Below are 18,400 nucleotides of genomic sequence, written 5' to 3' on the forward strand. Positions count from 1 at the left end.
GGCCGCGAGTCACCACGAACGGAGCTCGACGATGAGCAGCACCACCCCCGAAGAGACGGCGCCGTACGGCGGCGCCCCCGCCGCGTCCCCGGCACCGTCCGGTTCGGCGCCGATCAGGCGGATCCGCACCCACCATCTGCGTGAGATGAAGCAGCGCGGCGAGCGCTTCTCGATGCTCACCAGCTACGACCAGCTGACCGCCCAGATCTTCGATGAGGCAGGCATCGAGGTCCTCCTCGTCGGCGACAGCGCGTCCAACAACGTGCTCGGCAACACGACCTCCCTGCCGGTCACGGTCGACGAGCTGATCCCGCTCACCCGGGCGGTGAGCCGCTCGGTGTCCCGCGCCCTCGTGGTCGGCGACCTGCCGTTCGGCAGCTACCAGGCCTCGCCCGAGCAGGGCTACCTGACCGCCGCCCGGTTCATGAAGGAGGGCGGCGCCCACTGCGTCAAGCTCGAGGGCGGCGTCGAGATGGCCCCGCAGATCGAGCGGATGACCCGCGGCGGCATCCCCGTGATGGCGCACATCGGGTTCACCCCCCAGTCCGAGCACACCCTCGGCGGCTACCGGGTCCAGGGCCGCGGCGACGCCGCCGACCGGGTCCGGCGCGACGCCCTCGCGGTCCAGGAGGCCGGTGCCTTCTCGGTCGTCATGGAGATGGTGCCCGGCGACGTGGCCGCCGAGGTGACCGCCGAGCTCGAGATCCCGACGATCGGGATCGGCGCCGGCAACCGCTGCGACGGCCAGGTGCTCGTCTGGCAGGACGCCTTCGGGCTGCGCACCGGCAAGATGCCCCGCTTCGTCAAGCAGTACGCCGACCTGCGCTCGGTCCTGCTCGACGCCGCCCGGTCCTACGACACCGAGGTCAAGGACGGCAGCTTCCCCGGCCCGGAGCACACCTTCTGAGGTTCGCGCCCGGATGAGACCGGCCGGGCGGCGTACCGTCACCCCATGCGCGTGCGTCCCGCCGTCCTGCCGGTCCTCGTCCTGGTCGCGACCCTGCTCGCCCCCGCGCCCGCCGGCGCGGTCGCGTTGCGGGTCGACGTGGTGGCCGACGGCCTCGACCACCCGTGGGACGTGGCGGAGCTGCCCGGCGGCGACCTGCTCGTCACCCAGCGCGACCGGAGCACGCTGACGCTCGTCCCCGCCGGCCCGGGCACCCCGCGAGACCTCGACTTCCCGAGCTCACGGGTGTGGCGTCTCGGCGAGACCGGACTGCTCGGACTCGCCGTCGACCCGGCGTTCGCCACCAACCGGCGCGTCTACACCTGCTCGGGCTGGCTCGCCAACGACGGCAGCCGCGACATCCGCGTCAACGCCTGGACCCTCGACACCGCGTTGAGCGCGGCGACCCTGGCCAGCCCGTTGCTCACCGGTCTGCCGACCAGCCCGACGGGACGTCACGGCGGCTGCCGCCTCGTCGTCGCGCGCGACGGGTCGCTGCTCGTCGGCACCGGGGACGCCACCCGGTCCCGCGCACCGCAGAGTCGCCGCTCCCTCGGTGGCAAGGTGCTGCGCCTCGACCGGTTCACCGGCCGCCCCGACCCGCGCAACCCGTGGGCCGACCGCAAGGGCAAGCGCCGCTACCTGCTCACCTACGGCCACCGCAACGTGCAGGGGCTCGCCCAGCGCGCCGACGGCACGCGGTGGTCCGTCGAGCACGGCACCGATCGCGACGACGAGATCAACCTGCTCCGGCGTGGCCGCAACTACGGCTGGAACCCGGGCCCGGGCTACGACGAGACCCGTCCGATGACCGACCAGCGCCTCCCCGGCCGCCAGCACGCCGCGCGCTGGCGCTCCGGCTACCCGACCATCGCCCCCTCGGGCGCCGCCTTCGTCACCGGCCCCGGCTGGGGTCGCCTCGACGGATGCCTCGCGGTCGCCGTCCTCAAGCGTCAACGGCTGCTGTTCGTGAAGCTCGACGACCGCGGCCGGGTGCGCTGGACCCGCGCGCCGCGCGAGCTGCGCGGCTACGGCCGGCTGCGCGATGTCACGGCCGCCTCCGACGGGGCGCTGCTCGTCACGACCGACAACGGTGATGGGCGGGACCTCGTGCTGCGGATCCGGCCGGCCTGAGCGATCGGGTGGGCCGGGGCGGGACTCAGACGAGTCCGCGGCGCACCAACAGGGGCTCGATCGGCGCGGGCCGCCCCCGCCACTCCTCGTAGGACTCCAACGGGTCGCGGGTCCCGCCGATGCCGATCACGTGGCGCAGGTACTGCTCGCCGTTCTCGCGGGTCAGCCCGCCGTTCTCGCGGAACCAGGCGACGGTGTCGGCGTCGAGGACCTCGCTCCAGATGTAGGAGTAGTATGCCGAGGCGTAGCCGGAGCTGAAGCTGTGGGCGAAGTACGGCGTGGAGTAGCGCGGCGGCACGGCCGGGTTGTCGAGTCCGGCGGCCGCCAGGGCGCGCTGCTCGAAGACCGTCACCTCGGCGGGGTCCCTCGGCACGTCGTCCGGGCCGAGCTCGTGCCAGGCGAGGTCGAGCAGCGCGGCGGCGAGGTACTCGCTCGTCGCGAAACCCTCGTTGAACGTCTCCGCCGCCCGCAGCCGCTCCACGACGTCGGCGGGGATCGGCTCGCCGGTCTCGTGGTGCACGGCATAGCTGGCGAGCACCTCGGGCCACAGCACCCACATCTCGTTGACCTGGGAGGGATACTCCACGAAGTCGCGGAAGACCGCGGTGCCCCCGAACTTCGGGTAGGTGGCCCGCGCGAGCAGCCCGTGCAGCGCGTGACCGAACTCGTGGAACAGGGTGCGCGTCTCGTCCCAGGTCAACAGCGTCGCCTCCCCCGCGGCCGGCTTGGGCACGTTGAGGTTGTTGACCACGACCGCCGACTCGACGCCGAGCAGACCCGACTGCGTGACGAAGCTGCTCATCCACGCGCCACCCCGCTTGGTGTCACGGGTGTAGAGGTCGAGCAGGTAGAGACCGATCGGGCTGCCGTCGCGGCTCACCTCGAAGACCCGCACGTCCGGGTGGTAGCCCGGCAGGTCGGTCCGCTCGGCGAAGGTCAGGCCGTAGAGCCGCCCCGCGGCGAAGAAGACCCCGTCGCGCAGCACCCGCTCCGCCTCGAACCAGGGGCGCAGCGCGGCCAGGTCGACGTCGTACCTGGCGGTGCGGACGCGCTCGGCGTAGAACGGCCAGTCCCACGGCTCCACCGAGAAGCCGGCCAGCTCGGACATCGCCTGCTGCTCGGTGCGGGCATTGCGGGCGGCGGGCACCGCGAGCCGCTCGAGCAGGGAGCGGACCGCCTTGGGCGTACCGGCGGTGTTGTCGGCGGTCACCGCCGCGGCGTGGTTGTCGAAGCCGAGTAGCCGGGCCCGCTCGGCGCGCAGCCGCAGGACGTCGAGCGCGATGGCCCGGGTGTCGTGCTCGCCGCCACGGCTGCCGCGGCTGCGCTGGGCCTCGGAGAGCCGGCGGCGCAGGTCGCGGTCGGTGAGCGAGGCGAGGTGGGGGTGCGCGGTCGGGAGCACGAGGGTGAGCAGGTGCTGCCCGGTCAGGCCGCGCGCCTCCGCCGCGGCGGCCGTGGCCGAGATCTCCCCCGGCGTCAGGCCCGCCAGCGCCGACGGGTCGTCGACGACGACCGCGAGCTCGTTGCTGTCGGCCTGCAGCGCCAGCTCGAAGGCGGTCTCCTGGCTGGAGATCCGCTCGTTGAGCTCGCGGAGGCGGGCCTTGTCGGCGTCGCCGAGAGCCGCGCCCGCCAGACGGAACTCGGTGACGTAGCGCTCGATGAGGTACGCCGCCTCCGGCTCCAGTCCCGCGCGGTCCGCGGACACGGCCTGCAGCCGGGTCCACAGCGCCGGATCGAGCAGGATCGCGTCGCCGTGGGCGGCGAGCCGGGGCGCGAACTGCGCCCGGACGGCGTCGATCACCGGGTTGGCGTCGGCGCTCGCCTTGTTCCAGAACACCCGCAGCACCCGCGCCAGGGTGGTCCCGCTGAGCTCCAGCGGGACGAGGGTGTTGGCGAAGGTCGGTGGCTCGGGGTCGGAGCTGATCGCGGCGACCGCCGCGAGCTGTTCCGCCATCGCCGCCTCGATCGCCGGGGCGTAGTCGTGGTCGTCGATGTCCGCGAACCGCGGCAGCAGGTGCGGGAGGTCGCTGGACCCGAGAAGTGCGTCCGTCGTCACGGACTCACCTTAGGAGATGGGTCCGGCCTCCGGCTCGGTCGCGGGCACGATCTCGGCCTCAGCGGTCGTCTCGGTGGTCGCCTCGGTGCCGGGCTCGGTCGCGGGCGGCTGGTCCGCCGGCGTCTCGGGCCCTGTCGTGGACCCCGGCCCCGGAGTGGGCTCGGGCTCCGGGGTGGGCTCCGGCTCCGGCTCGGGCTTCGGGTCCGGCTTGGGCTGCGGGGCGGGGCCGGTGGTGGGCGGCGGACCCGACGCCGCCGGCTGTCCGGCCGGTGCCGGCGGGGGCTGGGGCAGGCCGACCGGGGCGTTGAGCACCGCGACGACCTGGGCCAGGGTCGAGACGATGTCGGTGCAGTCGCAGACCGCAGGCGCCGCTGCGTCGAGTGGTACGGCGACCGGGACGGTCGTCGTGCGCGCCAGGGCCAGGGCCGCCGCGGACATCTCCACCGCCTCGGCCTGGTAGCCGGCCACGAGCCGGCGGACGGTGCGGGGGAAGCCCGGCGAGGCGTCGTAGGTGCGCAGCGCCACGCCCAGAGCCTGGTCGTCGGAGAGGTCCTTGCCGCCTGCGCAGAGCAGCACGGCCACGCCCAGGGTGGCGTCGTCGATGTCGTTGACGTCGCGCACCGAGTCGCCGTCGGCGTCGACCGCGACCCGCGACCAGATCTCGGGCAGCAGGCCCATGGGTCCGACCGGCGCGTCCCAGCGCGGGTTCCCGTCGAGCGCGCCGGCGTCGGTGTCGGAGACCCGGCTGCGCCCCGCCCGGCCGTTGAGGGGCCGGCCGACGGCAGGACCCTGCCCGTGGCTCGACGCGAGCTTGCCTAGTGCGGCCAGGACCATCCAGTCGAGGTTGCAGGGCGCTGCCGCGTTGATGACCGTCGCCGCCCGCTGGTAGGCCATCACGATCTCGGTGGGCGCCTCGGCCAGCCGGTCGTCGTCGCGGGTCCGGGCGGCGACACTGCGGACCACCAGGTCCGGGACGCTCTCCGCGGCGGGCGCCAGGGCGGCCGGGGGCGCCGGGGCCGGGGCGACCGGGACGGGCGCCTGCGTCGGGGTCGCGGCGGCCGGGCGGTCGGTGTCGGAGGACGAGCGATCGCCGACGACTCCGGTCGTGGTCAGGACGACGGCGACGGCGGCCAGCACCGACACGATCGTGACGCCCCGTCGGACGCCACGCCCGGACGGCCGGACGACGACCACCATGGGTCCACCTGCTTCCTGGTCAGAGAGTCACTAGTCTCGCTCGAAATCCTGCCGTGCTCACGCAAACCGCAAGAACTTGTCCGGCTGGTCACGAAGTTGTCACCCGGGTGAGGGGCGGAGGAGGATGCGCGGGTGGCCGAGCTGATCTTCCGAACCGGGACGATGGACACCGGAAAGTCGACACTGGCCCTGCAGACCAATCACAACCACGCGGCCCGCGGTCGGCGGGGACGGCTGTTCACCTCCCACGACCGGGCCGGCGCGGCGATGGTGTCCTCGCGGCTGGGCCTGGTGGCCGACGCGCTCGAGGTCGCCCCCGACCTCGACTTTTGGCGCTACACCGTCGATGCCCTGACCCAGGGCGCCCGGATCGACTACCTGATCTGTGACGAGGCGCAGTTCTACACCGCCGAGCAGGTCGACCAGCTGGCCAAGATCGTCGACGAGCTGCAGATCGACGTCTTCTGCTTCGGCATCCTCACCGACTTCCGGACCCGGCTCTTCCCCGGCGCCGCCCGCCTGGTCGAGCTGGCCGACCGCACCGAGGTCCTCCAGGTCGAGGCCCTGTGCTGGTGCGGCAAGCGCGCCACCCACAACGCCCGCACGGAGAACGGCGTCATGGTCACCGAGGGCGAGGTGATCGTGGTCGGCGACGTGGACGACCTCGCCGAGCAGCCGCCCGCCGTGGTCGACGACGCCGACGTGGCCTACGAGGTGCTGTGCCGCCAGCACCACCGGCGCGGGCTGACCGCCGCGCGAGCGCGGGCGGTCAGCCTCTCGCCGGAGCCGCTGCCGTTCGTCTGATCAGCAGGCGCTGTAGGCCCGGCTCGCCCGCCGCGACTTGCTGCCCTTCACCTTCATCACGACCTCGACCGACGACGCGCTCGCCGGCACGCCGCGCAGCAGCACCCCCTTCTTGGCGACCCTCCCCATCCGGCCGGCCTTCACCTTGGCCACCTTGACGCCACCAGCACGGAACACGAGCTGCGTGATCGCGCCGCTGCGGGCGAGCTTCCGGCCCTTCTTGGTGAGGGTCGCGCGTGCCGTGGCGCCGGCGCAGACGACCTGCGCCGGGAGGGCGACATACCTGGTCGCCTTACCCACCGCCGGGGCGTTGTTGGAGCCGGGCTGCAGCACGTCGAGGGTCCACGGCGTCGTACGCTCGACGAGCGCGTTCATCTTGTCGCCGATGAGCACGTCGACCCGGTCGCCCTTGGCGATCTGGACGCCCTCGACGTCGACCAGACCTGGCGTGTCCAGATCGGAGTCGTCGTCCGGAGCGTAGTCGGCGGCGACGCACACGCCGTTGCGGAACACCCACAGCTGTGGCGTGGGCTCCGCCGGCGCGATCAGCACGAACCGCCGCGGGCCGTCGGTCGTCGACACGAAGGTCACCGTCTCGACCCGGGTCTGGGGAGAGTCGTCCGGCGCGGCGCAGGTGTCGTTGACCTCGTCGGGCCAGGCGAGCGGCGCGCTCGGCATCGGATCGCTGGAGTCGAGGACGCCGGAGTAGTGCTGGTCGGCATGCGCGGCCGGAGCGGCCAGGACGACAGGAGCGAGGGTGGCGGCGCACAGCGAGGCGAAGACCCGAGAGAGCTTCATGCCCGGGAGGATACGGCGTGCGCTCAGTCGACGAGGACCGGGATCAGCATCTCCTCGGGCGTCAGGGACCCGTGCATGCCGATCAGCTTGGTCTCGTACGGGAATCCCTCGGTCGAGAGCACCGCGAAGTCGCCGCGGCAGGCCACGATCACGTCGCCGATCCGGGGCAGGACCGACGGGTCGACCGGGCCGAACCAGCCGCGGCCGATCGCCTCGGCCCGGGTCAGCACCTCGGCCCGTTCGCCCAGCCGCTCGCGCCAGGTGGCGACCACGTCGGGCACCGCGCCGCCGGTGCAGTAGAGGTGGCGGAACCGGGCCTCGCCACCGACCAGGGCCACGCCGGAGCGCAGGTCGTCGTCGGCGGACACGTCGATCCGGGCGTCGGACGGGACGTCGACCATGCCGTGGTCGGCGATCACGACCAGGCGCCGGTCGGCCGGCAGCGCCTCGCGCAGCTGCTCGGCCTCGTGGTCGATCATGGCGAGCTGCTGGAGCCACTGGCTGGACGCCACACCCCAGCGGTGGCCGGTCCAGTCCAGGTCGCCGTCGTAGACGTAGGTCAGGGTGGACTGCCGCGGCGCGGGCCGGGAGGCGGCCACCACGGCGGCGATCCGCTCGCCGACCCGGTCGACGCCGACATACTCGGCTCCCCGGTGCGCGGCGACGGTCAGCCCGCTGCCGTTGAACTCGCGCTTGTTGACGACGGTGACCCGCACGCCGGCGGCCTGCAGCGACGCGAACGCCGTCTGGTGCGGCTGCCACTGGACCGGATCGATGTCGGCGTCCCACAGCAGCGCGTTGAGCAGGTCGCCCGTGCCCGGGATCCGGGTGGTGAACCCGACCAGACCGTGCGCACCCGGCGGCAGCCCGGTGCCGAGACTGGTCAGCGAGGTCGAGGTCGTCGACGGCACGCTCGCGGTCGCCGGGGTCGACGTCGCCAGCAGCGAGGAGAGGTACGGCGCCGCGTGGGCGTACCTCTCGAGCAGCCGGGCACCGAGCCCGTCGATGAGGAAGACGACGTACGACGCCGCACCGGGCAGCACCAGCCCGGTCGGGGCCGGGCCGAGCGGACTGCCGAGCGCATGGGCCGCGGCGGGGACGATGTCCCCGAGCGAGCGGACGCCGTACGCCGGCTCGCAGAAGGCGGCGACCGACTCGATCTCCCCGGGCAACGCCTCAGCCCCTCGTCAGCGCCGACAGCGACGCGGCGAAGGACAGGAGCCCGCCGACGGCGTCCTTGCCGTCGGCGGCGGCGGAGACCCGCAGCGAGAAGTCGTCGGAGGACATCGTGCCCGTGTAGCCGTGGTCGGCCTCGCATTGAGGGTCGTTGCATCCGGCCGGCTCCAGATCGACCCGGCTGACCGCGCCCCAGCCGATGGTGAGGACCGCCTCGGCGGGCGGCCGCGGGCCGGCGGTGGGGTTGGTCGTCATCCGGGTGACGACCACGGAGGCCACGGAGCGGAGCGTGACGGCCTCGGTCGAGGTCGAGGTGTACGGCTCGGGCAGCAGATCGTCGCCGGCGTGCTCGTCGGTGTGGGCCAGGATCAGCCGGGAGGGCGTCACCACGATCACCGTCTGGTGACGGCGCACCTCGTCACGCTCGAACGTCGGCTCGTGGTGGACGTAGAACGACACCACCGGCTCCCCCGCGACCGCGTCGACCACCGCGTCGGTGACGACCTCCGGGTAGTAGCCGGTGCGGTTGATCGCCGTACGCAGTTCGGCGCTCCGGTCCCGGTCAGTCATGCGCGCATCCTCGCACGACGAGCACACGGCGCCGCGCGCGGCCGGTGGCTCCGGCCGCTCGGCCCGAATAGTCAGTCGGGGATGGTCGTCGCGAGGTCCGGCATCCGACGGACCAGGGAGTCGGGCCGCGGGTCCTTGACGGCAGCTACCCGCGCCGAGGCCGTCAGCACGGACGCCGAGTCGACCCCGGCGAGCACCAGCGACAGCTCCACGGAGCTCACCTGCGGCAGGTCGTTCTGCAGGACGGCGACCCGGGTGATCAGGTCCTCGATCGCCGCGACGTCGACCGGGTCCGCGCCGCGGTAGCCGAACAGGAGCGGCGAGGCCTTCACCTCGCGCACCATCGAGGCCACCTCGTGCGCGCCCAGCGGCGGGATCCGGTAGGACCAGTCCCCCACCAGGTCGATGACCGGCCCGGAGACGCCGAAGGACACGGCCGGTCCGAACAACGGGTCCTCGAAGGACCGCACCGCGATCGGTACGCCGGTCGGCGCGTTGCGCTGCACGACGAACCGGCCGACGGCGGGGTCGATCAGCCCGGCCAGGTAGTCCCAGGCCTCCTTCATGTCGTGCGCGTCGGGGATGTTGCGCCAGACGTGGATCTGGTCCGGCCGCTCCCGCACCGACGCGAGCGTCGACTTCAGCACGACGTCCCAGCCGAGTCGCTCGCCCGCGGCGACGGCCGCGGGCAGGTCGGCGACCTCCTCCGAGGGCCACAGCTCGATGCCGTAGGCACGCAGGAGCGTGGTGACCTGGTCCTGGTCGAGTTCGACCTCGCGGTCGGAGGCGATCACCTCGGGATCGGCGAGGACCCGCTCCACGAGGCGCTTGGCGCTGCGCGCGTCGACCTCCCCCGCGTCCGCGGCCGGCCCGTCGGGGGCATGCAGCCACACGGCGTACTCGACGACGCGGGCCAGCGCCCGGACCGCCGCCTCCACCGCCGGGTACGACGGCACCGAGCCACGTCCGGCCGAGGAGCCCGCGACGTCGGGGACCCGCAGCAGCTCCGGGATGCCCTCCGCGCCGAGGAAGGACGAGACCAGCGGCTTGTCCGACTGCTCCCCCACGGCCGCGAGGACGTTGGCGACCTCCTCGCCCGACACGTCGAGCGGCGGGATGTAGACGGCGATGACCGAGTCGACGTCGGGGTCGTCGATGGCGTCGTCGAGGGCGTCCTCGAAGTCCTCGGCGGTGGCGTCGGCGCCGAGCGCGACCGAGCGGTTGACGACGAGGCCGACCGCGGACGCGGCGTCGGCGGCGAGCAGCCCGAGCGCGTCGGAGTTGCCGACGATGGCGACCCGGCGCCCGCGCGGCAGCTGCTGGTGGGCGAGCAGCTGCGCGACGTCGAACATGTCGTCGAGGGTGTCGACCTGGATCACGCCCGCCTGGCGGAACATCGCGTCGACCGCGGCCTGCGGCGCGCCGATCCGGCGCACCGTGTGGCCCATCGGCACACCCTGCGTCGTCCGGCCGGACCGCACGGCGACGATCGGCTTGCGGGCCGAGACGCGGCGCGCGATGCGGGAGAACTTGCGCGGGTTGCCGATCGACTCGAGGTACATCATGACGACCTCGGTCGCGTCGTCCTCCTCCCAGTACTGGAGGAGGTCGTTGCCGGACACGTCGGCGCGGTTGCCGGCGCTGACGAAGGTCGAGATGCCGAGGCCGCGGTTCTTGACCTTCTCCAGGATCGCCGAGCCGAGGGCGCCGGACTGGCAGAAGAAGCCCGCGCGGCCGCGGGCCGGCATCACCGACGACAGCGACGCGTTGACCTGCACCACCGGGTCGGTGTTGAGCACGCCGAGGCAGTTGGGGCCGATCAGGCGCAGCCCGTAGGACCGGCACAGCCCGGCCAGGTGGCGCTGCCGCTTGCGGCCCTCCTCGCCGGTCTCGGCGAAGCCCGAGGAGATCACGATCAGGCCGTGCACGCCCTTGTTGGCGCAGTCGAGGACGACATCGGTGACGGCGTCGGCCGGGACGGCCACGATGGCGACGTCGACGTCGTCGGGGATCTCGTTGACGTTCTTGTACGCCGGGATGCCCGAGACCGCGGGCGCGCTGGGGTTGACGACGTAGACGCGGCCGGTGAAGTCGCCGTTGACCAGGTTGCGCACCAGCACCTGGCCGATCGTGTCCTGCCGCCGGCTGGCGCCGATGATCGCGACCGAGCGCGGGTGGAAGAAGCGGTGGATCGACGCGGCCTCGGCGGCGTGCTCGCGGTCGTGCATGACCCCGATCGCGGTGTCGGTCGGGTCGATCGGGAACTCCATGGTGATGACCCCGTCGTGGTAGCCGCTGACCACCCGGTAGCCCGCGTCGCGGAAGGTCTGGATCATCCGGGAGTTGTCGGGCAGCACCTCGGCGGTGAACCTGTCGACCCCGCGCTCGCGACCGGCCTGGGCGAGATGCTCGAGCAGGAGCTGCGCGATGCCGCGGCCCTGGTGCTCGTCCTCCACCAGGAAGGCGACCTCGGCCTCGTTGTCCCCCACGACGTCGTACCGGCCGACGGCGATCATCCGCTCCTGGAGGATGAGCACCAGCGCCACCCGGTCGCGGTGGTCGACATGGGTGAACCTGCGCACGTCGCGCTCGGAGAGGACCGGCATCGGGGAGAAGAACCGGTAGTACTTCGACTCGTCGGAGACCCGGGCGTAGAACTCGACGAGGAGCTCGTCGTCCTCGGCCCGGATCGGCCGGATGTGCGCGGTGCGGCCGTCCCGCAGCAGGACGTCGCCCTCCCAGTGCGCGGGGGGCGCCTCGATCTCGTCGGTGGGGGTCGGGTCGCCGGGGCTCACAGGGAGAAATCTATCGGGTCATCCGCGAGCCCCCGGCCGGCTGCTCGTCGGCACCCGGAAGAATGAGCCCCATGGCACGGCGTACGAAGCAGGAGCCCCTTCCGGAGGACTTCGAGGAGCACATCCTCGACACCGACATCCGCGACGAGATGCAGTCGTCGTTCCTGGAGTACGCCTACTCCGTCATCTACTCCCGGGCGCTCCCCGACGCGCGCGACGGGCTCAAGCCCGTGCAGCGCCGGATCCTCTACACGATGAACGACATGGGCCTGCGGCCCGATCGGGGTCACTCCAAGTGCGCCCGCATCGTCGGTGAGGTCATGGGTCGCCTGCACCCGCACGGCGACGGCGCGATCTACGACGCCCTGGTGCGCACCGCCCAGCCCTGGGCGCTGCGACTGCCGATGGTCGACGGCCACGGCAACTTCGGCTCCCCCGGCGGCGAGGACCCGCCGGCCGCGATGCGGTACACCGAGGCACGGATGGCGCCCCCGGCGGTCGCGATGACCGAGTCGATCGACGAGGACACCGTCGACTTCAAGCCCAACTACGACAGCCGTGAGTACGAGCCGACCGTGCTCCCCTCGGCGATCCCCAACCTGATCGTCAACGGCACGACCGGCATCGCGGTCGGCATGGCGACCAACATGGCGCCGCACAACCTGGTCGAGGTGGTCCAGGCCCTGCGCCACCTGATCCAGCACCCCAAGACCGACCTCGACGGGCTGATGAGGTTCATCCCCGGCCCCGACCTGCCCACCGGCGGCAAGATCGTGGGCCTGGACGGCATCCGCGACGCCTACGAGACCGGGCGCGGCATCTTCAAGATGCGCGCGACGGCCCGGATCGACACCATCGGCCGGCGCAAGGGCATCGTCGTCACCGAGCTGCCCTACAACATCGGCACCGAGAAGATCGTCGAGCGGATCAAGGTCCTCGTCCAGTCCAAGAAGCTGCAGGGCATCGCCGACGTCAAGGACCTCACCGACCGCGAGAACGGCCTGCGGCTGGTCATCGAGATCAAGAACGGCTTCGTCCCCGAGGCGCTGTTGGAGCAGCTCTACAAGCTCACCCCCCTCGAGGACTCCTTCGGCATCAACAACGTCGCCCTCGTCGACGGCCAACCCCGGACGATGGGCCTCAAGGAGATGCTCGAGGTCTTCCTCCAGCACCGCTACGACGTCGTCCACCGCCGCTCGAAGTTCCGTCGTGGCAAGAAGGCCGACCGGCTCCACCTCGTCGACGGCCTGCTCATCGCGCTGCTCGACATCGACGAGGTCATCCAGGTCATCCGCACCAGCGACGACTCGGCGGCGGCCAAGGAGCGCCTGATGACGGTCTTCGAGCTCTCGCAGATCCAGGCCGAGTACATCCTCGAGATGCAGCTGCGCCGGCTGACGAGGTTCAGCCGGCTCGAGCTGGAGAAGGAGCAGGAGCAGCTGCGCCGCGAGATCGAGGAGCTCGACGCCATCATCAACGACGAGACCCTGCTCAAGAAGCTCGTCTCCTCCGAGCTGGCCGAGGTCGCCAAGACGTTCGGCACCCCGCGGCGCACCGTCCTTCTCGAGTCGGCCGGCAGCACCGCGGTGGCGGCCGCGGCCGCGCCGCTCGAGGTCGCCGACGACCCCTGCTTCGCACTGCTCTCCTCGACCGGCCTGCTGGCCCGCACCAGCAACGCCGACGAGATCGGCACCGGCGGCGGTCGCGCCAACCACGACGTCGTCATCTCGGCGGTCCGGACCTCGGCCCGCTCCGACATCGGCGTGGTCACCTCGGCCGGGCGGCTGCTCCGGCTGGGCGTGCTCGACCTGCCTGCCATCCCGCCGTCGGCCAACGAGCCCAACCTCCAGGGTGGTCTCCCGCTCGCTGAGGTGCTCGAGCTCTCCGCCGGGGAGCGCGCGCTGGCCCTGACCACGCTGGCGGCCGAGGGCCCCGGCCTCGCGCTCGGCACCCGCCAGGGCGTCGTGAAGCGGGTCAACCCGGAGGTCCTCAACAAGGACGAGTGGGAGGTCATCGGCCTCAAGGACGGCGACGAGGTCGTCGGCGCCGTCGAGCTGCGCACCGGCCAGGAGGAGCTCTGCTTCGTCACCTCCGACGCCCAGCTGCTCCACTATCCCGCCGACGCGGTCCGCCCGCAGGGCCGCTCGGGCGGCGGCATGGCCGGGGTCCGGGTGGCCGACCGCGAGCGGGTCGTCTGGTTCGGCGTCCTCGATCTCAACTCGGCGGGCGGCGTCGTCCTGGTGACGTCCTCCGGCTCGTCGACCGCCCTGCCCGGCACCGAGCCCGGCTCGGTGAAGGTGACCGACTTCTGGGAGTACCCCGCCAAGGGACGTGCCACCGGCGGCGTGCGCTGCCACCGCTTCCTCAAGGGCGAGGACGCGCTCGTGTTCGCCTGGGCCGGCCCGGGGCCCGCCCGGGCGGCGGCGAGCAGCGGAGCGCCCGTCGACCTGCCGGAGGCCAACGGCCGCCGTGACGGCTCCGGCGTCCCGGGCAGCCAGGCGCTCGCCGCGGCTGCCGGGCCGCTCCTGGTGACCTTGGGTGTGTCAGGGTGAGCGCATGACGACCCCGACCCGCGTGGCCGCCGGCCTGCTCTCCGCACTCGTCGCCGTCGGCGGCCTGACCGCCTGCTCGGGAGGTGACGACGGCGGCGGCTCGAAGAAGACGGAGTCCTGGTCCGACACGGGCGCGAAGGCCAAGGAGCTGCTCGACGGCACCAGCGGCATCGAGGTCTCCCTCTCGACCGGCGACGACCCGGGCACCGACTACCTCTCGTCGGCGAGCGGCACCATCGTCGCCGACCCGCCGGCCTTCGAGGGCACCGTCGCGGGCCGGGTCAGCGGCTTCGAGGCGAGCTCGATCGACGTCGTCTCGGTCGACGGCACGCTGTGGATCAAGGCGCCGATCCTGGGCTGGACCGACCAGTACCAGCCGGCGGACCTGTGCGCCCCCGACCCGGCCACGCTGCTCGACCCGACGACCGGCGTCGCGACCGTGCTCACCAGCAGCACCGACGTGAAGGCCGGCAAGTCCGAGCGCGGTGGCACGGACAACAAGGAGGTCTTCCACACCTACACCGGCACCGCCACGGGCGACTCGATCCGCACGATCCTGCCCTGCGCCGAAGGTGACGACTTCGAGGCGACCTACCGCCTCGACGACGAGGGCTACCTGCGCACCGCTCGACTCACCGGCGTCTTCTTCAAGGACTCCGAGCCGCTGACGTACACCATCGACGTCACGAAGTACGACGTCACGAAGGACATCTCGGCGCCGAAGTGAGTCGCCACCGATGAGCACGGCCAACCGGCTGCTGCTGACCTTCTGCGCCATCGCCGTCGCGTTCGCGGCGGTCGACACCTATGTCGTGGTCCTGGCGCTGCCGGACATGATGGCGGGTGCCGGGATCCCGGTCGAGGAGCTGCAGCGGGCGGCGCCGATCGTGTCCGGCTTCCTGCTGGGCTACGTCGCGATGCTGCCGCTGATCGGCCGGATCGCCGACCTGCGCGGGCAGCTGCCCGTCCTGGCGATGTCGCTGGTCGTGTTCGCCGCCGGCTCGCTGGTCACCGCGATCTCCTACGACCTGCCCAGCATGGTCGCCGGCCGCTTCCTCCAGGGAGTGGGCGGTGGCGGGCTGGTCCCGGCGACGATGTCCCTCGTCGCCGCGCTCTACCCCGTCGACCGGCGTGGGCTGCCCCTCGGGATCGTCTCCGCGGTCCAGGAGTTCGGCAGCGTCCTCGGCCCGCTGTTCGGCGCCTTCGTCCTCTCCTTCACGTCCTGGCGCGGGATCTTCGCGATCAACCTCGCCGTGGGCGCCCTGCTCGTCGTCGCGGTCGGCCTCGTCGCCCGCGTCACCGGGACCGGGACCGGCACCGACGCACCCCGCGCGCCGCGGAGCCGACGCGGGATCCTCGACCGGCTGCTCGCCCTGGTCCTCCTCGGTCTCGCCCTCGGCGCCGGCTTCCTCACCTTCGTCCAGCCCGGCGCCCTCCAGCGCGACCTGAGCTGGGGCCGGCTGTTCATCCCGTACGTCGACGGCGGCAGCCGGTGGGTCACACCGGTCGGAGTCGCGACGATCGCCGCGTCCGTCCTGCTCGTGGCGTGGTGCTGGCTCCGGCCGCGTGCCCTCGTCGACCTCCGCGGCTGGCTCGGCCACCTGCTGGCGGCCGACCTGCTGGGAGCGAGCCTGCTCGCCGTCGTCCTCGGCGGGATCGTGCTCGCCTTCGCGACCGCCGACCCCGAGGTCGCCGTGTTCTCGCCCCAGGGACCGTGGTTCCTCACCGGCTCGGCGGTCGGGGTCGTCCTCCTCTTCCTGCACCTGCGCCGGGCCCCGGCACCGATCGTGCCGCGCGGCACGCTGCGACCGGTCCCGGCGTGGGGCGCGCTCGCCGTCAGCTTCCTGGTCGGCTGGGCGCTGATCGCCGCCCTCGTCGACATCCCGCTCTTCGCGCGCACCACCACCGAGCAGGACTCGCAGTTGGGTGCCGCCCTGGTCCTGCTCCGGTTCCTGGCGGCGCTGCCCGTGGGCGCGGTCGTCGGCGGCTGGCTGCTGCGCCGGGTCGACGCCGGCGTACTCACCGCCGTCGGCATGGCCACCGCCGGTGGCGCCTTCCTCGCGATGGGCCAGTGGGACGCCGACAGCCTCCACGGGTTCGGTGCCAACGTCCCGCTCGTCCTCGGCGGCCTCGGCTTCGGGCTCGCGCTGGCGCCCGTCAATGCCGCCATCCTCGCGGTGACCGACGACGACACCCACGGGCTGGCCAGCGCCCTGGTCGTGGTGGCCCGCATGGTCGGCATGCTCGTCGGCATCTCCGCGCTGACCACGATCGGGCTGCGCCGGCTCTACGCCGCCCAGGAGTCCGACCCGGGCCTCGGCATCACCGAGCTCGGCATCGTCCAGGAGCAGGCCGTCTTCCGGGGCGCCGCGGTCGCCGCCTTCGCCGCGGCCCTTCTCGCTGTGATCGTGCTCTCCCGGGTGCGCACCCAGAACGTGGACACCGCGGAGGCGCTGCGCGCGGGGGGATAGCCTGCCGGACATGGGTGACTTCGACGATCTGCTGAAGGCCAACCGCGACTTCGCCGAGACGTTCGACCATGCCGGGTTCGACGGCAAGGCCCATGCCGGCGTCGCGATCGTGACCTGCATGGACTCCCGGATCGACCCGCTGCGGATGCTCGGGCTCGACTACGGCGACGCCAAGATCTTCCGCAACCCCGGTGGCCGGGTCACCGAGGCCGCCCTCGAGGCTCTCGTTCTCGGCGCCCACCTGCTCAACGTCGACCGGGTCCTGGTCATCCCGCACACCCGCTGCGCGATGGCGTCGAGCACGGAGGCCGAGATCCACGACAAGATCGGCGCCGCGGTCGGTCACGACGTCAGCTGGCACGCCTTCCACGTGATCGCCGACCAGAGGACGGCGCTGGCCGAGGACGTCCGCAAGGTCACCTCGCACCCGCTGATCCCCGACTCCGTCAAGGTCGGTGGGTTCATCTACGACGTAGACACCGGGCTGCTGGACCAGGTCGTCTGATCGGGGCCCGGCCTGATCAGCGTGATGGTCAGGACCGCGGCCGCCCCCGTCAGTGCGGCGGCGACCAGGAGAGCGACCCGCCATCCGTCCGTCGTCGCCTGGGCAGCCGCCGCGCCACTGTCGGCCGTGACCTGAGCGCTGATGGTGGTCAGCACCGCGAGACCGAGCGCGCCGCCGATCTGCTGACCCGCGTTGAACATGGCCGAGGCGATGCCCGCGTCGGCAAGGCCCGCGCCGGACACCGCGGCCGAGGTGAGCGGCACGAACGTGAGCCCGAGGCCGATGCCCCCGACGACGAGGCCCGGGAGCAGCGTGGCGACGTAGCCGGAACTCGGCTCGATCCGGGTCAGTAGCACCAGGCCCACCGACACCAGGGCGGCACCCGTCCCGGCCAGCCGGCGGGGGCTGACCCGAGCGGCGAGCGCCCCCGAGACCCGTGCGGCCACACCGATCGCGACCGTCATCGGGACGAACGCCAGGCCGACCTGAACGGGGTCCTTGCCCTGGACCGAGGACAGGAACAGGCTGACGAAGTAGAAGAGCGCGTAGACGGCCACGCCCAGGACCAGTCCGACGACGTTGGCGGCGACCACCGTTCGGTCACGGAGGAGACTTCTCGGCAACAGCGGAGCGACGCCTCTCCCCTGCGAGACCGCGAAGGCCCCCAACAGCCCGGCCGAGGTCGCGAGGACGAGGAGGGTTCCCGCCGACCAACCGGGGTCGGCGACCCGGGTCAGGCCGTAGACCAGCAGGGTCAGGCCGCCGGTGACGGTCGCCACCGCGACCACGTCGATGCGTGCCCTGCCCACGCCGGACGCCCGCGGCAGCACCAGCAGGCCGGCGACCACCACGACGACCACGACCGGAGCGTTGATCCACAGCACCCAGCGCCACGACAGCGTCTCGGTCAGCACACCGCCGAGCACAGATCCGAGCGCGGTGCCGGCGGCAGTGACCCCCGCCCAGACGCCGAGGGCGAGAGCCCGCCCGCGGCCCGGCGGGAAGACGTGCATCACCAGCGCCAACGCCGCGGGGGCCATCATCGCCGCACCGGCACCCTGCACGGCCCGCGCGACCGCGAGCACCGCCGGAGCCCCGGCCGCACCGCCGACCAGCGACGCGATCCCGAAGACGCCGGCGCCGAGAAGGAACAGTCGCCGGTGGCCATAGCGGTCCGCGAGCCGACCCGCGACGAGGAGGAGCCCTCCGAACGCCAACGTGTAGGCCGTGACGACCCAGGGCAGGTCGGCGTCGCTGAATCCCAGACCGTCACGGATAGGCATCAGGGCGACGTTCACGATGGTGGCGTCCACCACGATCAGGAGCTGGCTGCCTGCCAGCAGCGTTAGGGCCACCAGGGCACGCGGGTCCAGCCGCTCCGATGCCGATGCCGATGCCG

At 72.7% G+C, this 18,400-nt stretch carries 14 protein-coding genes; 7 read left to right on the forward strand and 7 right to left on the reverse strand.

What is annotated here, in order from left to right; translation table 11 throughout:
- The first annotated feature begins 31 nt into the window (after positions 1 to 31).
- Complete coding sequence (panB, locus tag RB608_RS17000) at positions 32 to 907, forward strand: 3-methyl-2-oxobutanoate hydroxymethyltransferase (protein WP_308089230.1); 876 nt, start codon at positions 32 to 34, stop codon at positions 905 to 907.
- 45 nt (positions 908 to 952) lie between these two features.
- On the forward strand, positions 953 to 2,080 hold the full coding sequence (locus RB608_RS17005) for a PQQ-dependent sugar dehydrogenase (protein WP_308089231.1): 1,128 nt from the start codon (positions 953 to 955) through the stop codon (positions 2,078 to 2,080).
- Between the two features lie 25 nt (positions 2,081 to 2,105).
- Here RB608_RS17005 and RB608_RS17010 read toward each other — a convergent pair whose 3' ends face one another.
- Together RB608_RS17010 and RB608_RS17015 are read right to left on the reverse strand one after the other, a co-directional pair.
- On the reverse strand, positions 2,106 to 4,133 hold the full coding sequence (locus RB608_RS17010) for a M3 family metallopeptidase (RefSeq protein WP_308089232.1): 2,028 nt from the start codon (positions 4,131 to 4,133) through the stop codon (positions 2,106 to 2,108).
- 9 nt (positions 4,134 to 4,142) lie between these two features.
- The gene (locus RB608_RS17015; RefSeq protein ID WP_308089233.1) at positions 4,143 to 5,330 is read right to left on the reverse strand and encodes a hypothetical protein; all 1,188 of its coding nucleotides are present in this window, start codon (positions 5,328 to 5,330) and stop codon (positions 4,143 to 4,145) included.
- Positions 5,331 to 5,462: 132 nt separating this feature from the next.
- Here RB608_RS17015 and RB608_RS17020 point away from each other — a divergent pair, with 132 nt between their 5' ends.
- Complete coding sequence (locus tag RB608_RS17020) at positions 5,463 to 6,134, forward strand: thymidine kinase (RefSeq protein WP_308089234.1); 672 nt, start codon at positions 5,463 to 5,465, stop codon at positions 6,132 to 6,134.
- On the opposite strand, the gene RB608_RS17025 is transcribed toward RB608_RS17020, so the two are convergent.
- The 4 genes from RB608_RS17025 to RB608_RS17040 form a co-directional block, all read right to left on the reverse strand.
- Positions 6,135 to 6,932 carry a hypothetical protein gene (locus RB608_RS17025; protein ID WP_308089235.1) on the reverse strand — a complete coding sequence of 266 codons (798 nt, stop codon included), beginning with the start codon at positions 6,930 to 6,932 and terminating at the stop codon, positions 6,135 to 6,137.
- A 23-nt stretch (positions 6,933 to 6,955) separates the two neighbouring features.
- The gene (locus RB608_RS17030) at positions 6,956 to 8,104 is read right to left on the reverse strand and encodes an alkaline phosphatase family protein (protein WP_308089236.1); all 1,149 of its coding nucleotides are present in this window, start codon (positions 8,102 to 8,104) and stop codon (positions 6,956 to 6,958) included.
- Positions 8,105 to 8,108: 4 nt separating this feature from the next.
- Positions 8,109 to 8,678: a DUF5998 family protein gene (locus RB608_RS17035; protein ID WP_308089237.1), complete on the reverse strand. Its 570-nt coding sequence runs from the start codon at positions 8,676 to 8,678 to the stop codon at positions 8,109 to 8,111.
- A gap of 71 nt (positions 8,679 to 8,749) precedes the next feature.
- On the reverse strand, positions 8,750 to 11,473 hold the full coding sequence (locus RB608_RS17040; RefSeq protein ID WP_308089238.1) for a GNAT family N-acetyltransferase: 2,724 nt from the start codon (positions 11,471 to 11,473) through the stop codon (positions 8,750 to 8,752).
- Between the two features lie 71 nt (positions 11,474 to 11,544).
- Here RB608_RS17040 and RB608_RS17045 point away from each other — a divergent pair, with 71 nt between their 5' ends.
- From RB608_RS17045 to RB608_RS17060, 4 genes are read left to right on the forward strand one after another with little or no spacing between them, the layout of a single operon-like run.
- A complete protein-coding gene (locus RB608_RS17045) occupies positions 11,545 to 14,025 on the forward strand; it encodes a DNA topoisomerase IV subunit A (protein ID WP_308089239.1) in 2,481 nt (826 codons plus the stop codon).
- Between the two features lie 4 nt (positions 14,026 to 14,029).
- The gene (locus tag RB608_RS17050) at positions 14,030 to 14,752 is read left to right on the forward strand and encodes an LppX_LprAFG lipoprotein (protein WP_308089240.1); all 723 of its coding nucleotides are present in this window, start codon (positions 14,030 to 14,032) and stop codon (positions 14,750 to 14,752) included.
- 10 nt (positions 14,753 to 14,762) lie between these two features.
- Positions 14,763 to 16,496: an MFS transporter gene (locus RB608_RS17055; protein ID WP_308089241.1), complete on the forward strand. Its 1,734-nt coding sequence runs from the start codon at positions 14,763 to 14,765 to the stop codon at positions 16,494 to 16,496.
- Between the two features lie 10 nt (positions 16,497 to 16,506).
- Positions 16,507 to 17,001, forward strand: coding sequence for a carbonic anhydrase (locus tag RB608_RS17060; RefSeq protein WP_308089242.1), 495 nt, complete (start codon positions 16,507 to 16,509; stop codon positions 16,999 to 17,001).
- Here RB608_RS17060 and RB608_RS17065 read toward each other — a convergent pair.
- Positions 16,962 to 18,356, reverse strand: a complete 1,395-nt coding sequence (locus RB608_RS17065) for an MFS transporter (protein WP_308089243.1) — start codon at positions 18,354 to 18,356, stop codon at positions 16,962 to 16,964. The two genes, RB608_RS17060 and RB608_RS17065, sit on opposite strands and share 40 nt — an antisense overlap.
- Positions 18,357 to 18,400 lie beyond the last annotated feature (44 nt).

This window comes from Nocardioides sp. LHD-245 (assembly GCF_030929495.1).
In the GTDB taxonomy this organism is placed as follows: Bacteria; Actinomycetota; Actinomycetes; order Propionibacteriales; family Nocardioidaceae; genus Nocardioides.

Coding starts and splice junctions, on each gene's coding strand:
- panB (WP_308089230.1), top strand. CDS start 32: ATGAGCAGCACCACCCCCGAAGAGACGGCGCCGTACGGCGGCGCCCCC.
- RB608_RS17005 (WP_308089231.1), top strand. CDS start 953: ATGCGCGTGCGTCCCGCCGTCCTGCCGGTCCTCGTCCTGGTCGCGACC.
- RB608_RS17015 (WP_308089233.1), bottom strand. CDS start 5,330: ATGGTGGTCGTCGTCCGGCCGTCCGGGCGTGGCGTCCGACGGGGCGTC.
- RB608_RS17025 (WP_308089235.1), bottom strand. CDS start 6,932: ATGAAGCTCTCTCGGGTCTTCGCCTCGCTGTGCGCCGCCACCCTCGCT.
- RB608_RS17035 (WP_308089237.1), bottom strand. CDS start 8,678: ATGACTGACCGGGACCGGAGCGCCGAACTGCGTACGGCGATCAACCGC.
- RB608_RS17045 (WP_308089239.1), top strand. CDS start 11,545: ATGGCACGGCGTACGAAGCAGGAGCCCCTTCCGGAGGACTTCGAGGAG.
- RB608_RS17050 (WP_308089240.1), top strand. CDS start 14,030: ATGACGACCCCGACCCGCGTGGCCGCCGGCCTGCTCTCCGCACTCGTC.
- RB608_RS17055 (WP_308089241.1), top strand. CDS start 14,763: ATGAGCACGGCCAACCGGCTGCTGCTGACCTTCTGCGCCATCGCCGTC.
- RB608_RS17060 (WP_308089242.1), top strand. CDS start 16,507: ATGGGTGACTTCGACGATCTGCTGAAGGCCAACCGCGACTTCGCCGAG.